Consider the following 4,316-nt stretch of genomic DNA (forward strand, 5'->3'; position numbering starts at 1 on the left):
GGCTTGTCCTTGACCGTCAGCCGGATCCGGGCCGTCGCGTTGCGGGAGGAGTCGCCGGTCTTGTCCGCCACGGTGTAGGCCACGATCATGGTCCCCGAGAAGCCGTCTGCCGGGGTCACCGTGACGGTGTCGCCGGTTGCGGCGGCGGTTCCCTGCCCGGTCTCGGTCACGGCCGACACGATCTTCAGCGCCGACTCCGGGAACGGGTTGGCGTCGTTGTCGAGCACCCGCACGGTGACGGGCTTGCCGGCCGCGGCGTTGGGTTCCAGATCGTCGTTCGCCACCGGCTTGGGCCGGTTGGAGGCAGTGACGGCCAGCTGGTAGGTCGCGGTGGCTTCCAGCCCGCGGGGGTCCTTGGCCTTGACCTGGACTGCTCCGGTGGTACCGGCCCCGGTGCCGTCCTTGGCCGAGGCCTTCAGGGTCTTCCCGTCGATGCCGGCGTCGAAGCCGGCCGGAACACTGCCCACCAGCTCGTACTTCATCCTGTCCACGTCCCCGTCGTCCGGGTCGGTGGTCAGCGCGGCCAGGTCCGTGCTGGTGGAGTCCGCCCTGGGAACATCCACCTCGCTGCCCAGCAGCACGGGCGGGTTGTTCCGGTTGGGGTCCGGGAGCACCTTGGTGCGGATGCTCAGGGTGGACTTCAGGCCGGCGGGGTCGTCCGGGCCGGTCCCGTCGGTGACCTCGAAGCTGAGCGAGCCGGGGCCCACGTAATCCTGGCCTGCCGTGTACGTCAGTGCGGTGCCGCCGCCCGCCACCGGGTCCGAGCCGTCGGCCCCGATCAGTTTGATCCGGTCGGTCTGGGTCAGGCGTGGCGAACGGCCGCCGCGGACTTTGACCCAGTCCTTGAGGTCCACGGTGACGGACTGCCCTGCGACGAGTTCAATGACCTCGTCTTTGGCCAGGGTGGGGACCTGCTGCCCCACCCCGGGGACCCAGATGATGGCCGTGGACTTCTGGCCGTCCACGTCCTCCACCGTGTACGGGATCAGCTGCGGCTGCTCGGTCAGTTCCACGATCATGGTTCCCTCGGCGCCGGGCCGGGCGGTGGCGGCCCCGGTGGCGATCTTGAGGTTCTCGCCGACGCCGTCGGGGTCCTCGTCGTTCTTGAGGACGGGGACGTCGACGGCGGTCCTGCCGAGTGTCTGCGCGGACGTTACGCGGTCGTCCCGGGCGATCGGTGCCCGCAGCGGCACGTCTTTTTGCACCGTGACGGCGATGGCGGCCCGGGCCATGGCGCCGCGGTCGTCCGCCACGGAGTAGCGCACGTTGACGGTGCCTTCCGCGCCGGGGGCCAGCAGGATGATGCGGGAGCTCTGCTTGCTGACGGTGGCCTGCAGTTCCGGGGCGGCTTCGATGCCGTCGCCGACGAGCCGGATCGGGTCGCCGTCGGGGTCGGTGTCGTTGCCGGTGGCGTCGACGGCGATCTGGCGGCCGGGCCGGACGTTGACCTCGTCGTCCACCGGGGTGGGCAACTGGTTGGTGTCCCCGCGCGGGGCGATGCCGACGGTCACGGTGCCGGTGTTGACGGCGCCCTGGCGGTCCACCACTTTGTACCGGAACGTGTCCGTGCCGGCGCCGTCCCCGGCCGCCGTGAAGTCGATGAAGTTGCTGCCCACCGTGGCGGTGCCCATCGCGGGGGTACTGTCGATCCCGGTCAGCTGGACGGAGTCGCCGTCGGGGTCGATCCCGTCGAGCTCCACCGGGATCCGGACGGACCCGCCCGCCACGACGCGTGCTGTGAGGTTCTTCGGCTGCGGGCGGGAGTTTTCCGCGCCCTCCAGCGGCAGGATGTGGATGGTGACGGCCGCGGCGCTCTTCTGGCCCTGCGGGTCGACGGCGTTGTAGATGGCGCGGACCGTCTTGGGCTCGGCACCGGCGATGAAGCGGAGGGTGTTTTCCGAGACGAAGCTCTTCCCGTCCGTTTCGGGAACGGGCTGCGGCAGGGTGGGGTCCACGGTGAGTTTTTCGCCCTGCGGGTGGGTGTCGTTGGCCAGCACCGGGATGGTGACGACGTCGTTGACGCGCACGTTCACTTCGTCCGGCTTGGGCTGCGGGGCCTCGACGACAGCGGGAGCCGGAACGGGCACCACGGAGACACTGCCGGTGGCCGATTTGGTGCCATTGGACATGGTGTAGCGGAACGTGAACGGGTCCTTGGTGCCGACGACGTCGGTGATCCGCAGGACGCTGTGGTCGATCACGCTGACCGAGGCGGTCGCATTCTCGGGCAGCTGGACGGACTGCAGTACCAGCACTCCCCCGGACGGGTCGGAGTCGTTGGCCAGCGGTTCCAGGAGCACGCTGCCGCCGACGGGCATGAGGGCGACATCGTGGACGGCGACCGGGTTGCCGGCGTCCTTGCCGGATTCGACGTCCACCCGGATCAGGCCCTGGCTGCTCTGCGGGCCGTTGCTCGCGATGTACGTCAGGTAGACGGGGCCGGGGGTGCTGCTGCGGAAGGTGAAGGTCCCGCCGTCGGTCACGGGGCCGATTTCCGCGGTGCCGGCGGCCTCCACCTGGGCGAGGCGCAGGGCCCCGCCGTTGGGGTCGACGTCGTTCTTCAGCGGTGCGATCACGAGGTCCTGGCCGACGACGGCGGTGACGTGGTCGGCGTTGACCACCGGCTGCAGGGCGCCGGGAGGCTGGACGTTCACAACGACCTTGCCCGTGGTGGTGGCGCGGCCGTCCCAGATGGACACGGTGACGGATTTTTTGCCCGGTGCGGCGCCGGAGTCCTGGTAGGTGAGCAGTCCGTCGCGGCGGACCTTGACCTGGTCCTGTTCGTTGTCGGCCTTGGCGTCCATCAGCACCAGGTCATCGCCGTCGGGGTCGGTCCAGTCGGTGAGGATGTTCTGGCTGACGGTCTTGCCCTGCTCCACGACCATGGTGGTGGGGTCGCCGCGCTTGAACAGGGGTGGTTTGTTCTCCTCCGGGCCAACGACGGTCAGGGTGATACTGCCGGCGGCGGAGAGGCCGCGGCCGTCTGCGGCGTTATAGCCAAAGGTTTCGGTGCCGGGCAACGCATCCGCGGGGACGGTGATCTGGAACGCGGTGCCGCCGTAGATATCCTCGAGGCTTCCGGACGTGGGGCCGTTGTCACCCGCGGAGGCCGTGAGGACGTCGCCGTCGGGGTCCGAGTCGTTGTCGAGCACGGAGAGGATGGTGGTGCGGCCCGGGCGGACGCCGATGGCGTCGGGCTTGGTTTCCGGGGGCCGGTTGGGTTTGGTGCGGTCCGGCAGGATGTTGATGGTGTTGTTGTCGGCCGACTCCTGGTCCTGGTCATTGGACTGGTTTTTGGGCGGGACCACGTCGTCCCAGTTGTTGACCAGCTGCATGTTCTGGTTCACCAGCCACACATTGCCGGAATTCACATCGTTCAGGACCACCAGATCCCGGTTCACCCGGAACACATATTTCGGCGACGCACTGGCCTTCGGCACAGCGACGGTCTTGTCATCGGCATCATTGGCGCAGTCCCGGACATACTTGTTCGCCCCGGACCACGCCGCATGGACACACCCGGCCAGTTGCACCGGCGCCGCCGGTACCCCCTGCCCGCCAAACGTCACCGTCGTCGCCGTCGAACCATCCAACGGCTGCCGCAGCAACGCCTTCGGCGTGGCAATGGCCACCGCATCCGCGGCCGGCCCGCTCAGCTGCAGCTTCGCATCCCGCGCCTCCGCCAACGCCAGCTCACGCCCGCCCGGCAGGAACAACTTCCCCCGGCCCGCATCCAGCACCACCGGCTGGTCCCCCACCACCGCCAGCTGCAGATCCCCGGCACCCTTGAGCCCGTCCCACGTGCTCACCTTCGCGTCCGTGCGCCCGCCCTCGGCATCCACGCTCGTCACCGTGACCTGCCCCGTCTTCGGATCAGCACTGTAAATCCGGTCATCAGCCCCCACCGCCGACACCGTCCCGGCGGAGCCTGCCAGGACCGGCTCTGAATTCTCCGCATCAAAACCGGACACCGTCGACGGCGAGAGCGCCCACACCGTGCCCTTCGCCGCATCCGTCACCGAAATGACCTGCGAGCCGAAACTGACCGCCGCGGCACCGGGCAGCTTCTTGTCCCCGCCCAACCGCATCTGCGCCGCCGACACCTGGTTCAACGTCGAGCCCGCACTGTCATCGACAAACACCGTCGAAGCATCCTGCAACACATCAAACGTCGTACTCGCCGGCGTCACCGCACCATCCAAAACCCGCGACGGATAATTCAACCGCCCCACCGCATTCTTGGACTTCGACACCACCCACACCCCACCATCGTTCAACTCCACCTCAGTGGTCTTGAACCCCGGATAAATGATGGC

Annotated in this window: 1 pseudogene (running past one end of the window); it reads right to left on the reverse strand. The window is 68.6% G+C overall.

Annotation, left to right across the window (positions count from 1 at the left end):
- Positions 1 to 4,316, reverse strand: a pseudogene (locus K789_RS22710) (Ig-like domain-containing protein); its annotated part reaches 1,668 nt to the left of the window's first position; the annotation flags it as partial.

The organism is Arthrobacter sp. TB 26 (genome assembly GCF_000427315.1).
GTDB lineage: Bacteria > Actinomycetota > Actinomycetes > Actinomycetales > Micrococcaceae > Arthrobacter.